This window comes from Marinobacter sp. bablab_jr008 (genome assembly GCF_016464145.1).
GTDB classification, from domain to species: domain Bacteria; phylum Pseudomonadota; class Gammaproteobacteria; order Pseudomonadales; family Oleiphilaceae; genus Marinobacter; species Marinobacter nauticus.
On record NZ_JACDWW010000069.1, the window covers coordinates 1 to 1,304 of the forward strand.

Annotated in this window: 1 protein-coding gene; it reads right to left on the minus strand. The window is 58.4% G+C overall.

From position 1 onward, the window contains the following. Nucleotides 1-3: 3 nt before the first annotated feature. Nucleotides 4-1,209, minus strand: coding sequence for an ISL3 family transposase (locus tag JIF53_RS13215; RefSeq protein WP_199452778.1), 1,206 nt, complete (start codon nucleotides 1,207-1,209; stop codon nucleotides 4-6). Nucleotides 1,210-1,304 lie beyond the last annotated feature (95 nt).

Here is a 1,304-nt window from a genome sequence, read left to right on the forward strand (position 1 = left end):
GGTTCATCGCGGAATACCGGGAAAAGCGGCTTTGATCTTCAAAAAGAAGTAGCTGTTATCCCGGTAACCGTAGGCCATGCGTTTGATGACCTTGATGCGATTGTTGACGCCCTCCAGCAGGCTGGTGTTCAGGTGATGGGTGGCACTGGCGACAATGCCGTGCATGTAAGGCTTTAGCCGTCTGGCAAAGGTCATCAGGGGTTCGAGTCCACTCTCCATCGCCTGCCGGAACCACTGTCCCCAGCGTCGTTTGGCTACCCGCTCTGAGGGCGCATACCAAAGCTCCTTGAGTTGCTCTTTCATCAGATACACCAGCAGCAAGGACTGATTGGCTTCCAGCAGCTCTTGCAAGCGAACCTGCTGTTCTTCCTGGAGATTGTCGCGATTGCGCAGCAGTAACCACCGGCTGCGTTTGATGATTTGCCGCTGACGGGGCTGCTGGCGCAACTGGTTGGCCTGCTGCACGCGGACTTTGTCGATGACCTCGCGCCCGAACTTGGCCACGACATGGAAGAGATCGTAGATGATGCGGGCGTGCGGACAATGCGCCTGTACTTCCAGATCCATCGCCGTGTTCATGTCCATGGCGACTGCCTCAATGTGCTGGCAATGCGTGCCCAACCACTCGAAGAATGGCCGTATGGCGGCCCGGGAGCGGCCTTCGCCGACCCACAGAACCTGTTTGCGCTCAGCATCCATGACTACGGTGGCATAGCGATGCCCCTTGAACAGGGCAAACTCATCCATGAGCAGGAAGCGCACTTGACCCAGATCCGGTTCGGGCACGGTTCGAGCGAGTCGCTCCTGATCAATGGCCTTCAGGGTATGCCAGTGGATGCCGGTGAGTTGGGCGACATGCTTGAGTGGCAACAGCGCCACCAGCGCTTCGAGATAACACTGCAGTCGGCAGGTGATCCGTGAACGGGCAGGCAGCCAGCCGAGATGTTCGCGAGTGACCCCGCAGGTGATACAGCGCAAACGACGCAGCGGAACGCTCAGCCAGACGCGATGCTCAAAGAGATCCCGATCGCGCACCAGTCGCACGGATACGTCGTGTACCCGAGTACAAGGGTGCTGGCATCGACCACACCGGGGTGAAACAGCAGGATCGGGGGACAGGGTAATGAGCAGCTCTTGAGAGGACCGGGGCTGAAAGGAAAGAGGTAAAAACCCTTCCCAGCCCCAGGCAGGAAACGTAGCATCTGGCATGACGGCGGTGTCTCGGACGGTGATTTGCTCGCACAAACAACCTAACCCGTTTCACCGTCCGTCCCTACCTCTTTCCCGCTAATCCGCGATGAACC

What these genes read in the sequence shown, in the direction of transcription:
- JIF53_RS13215 (WP_199452778.1), bottom strand. Translation starts at nt 1,209, where the DNA reads ATGCCAGATGCTACGTTTCCTGCCTGGGGCTGGGAAGGGTTTTTACCT.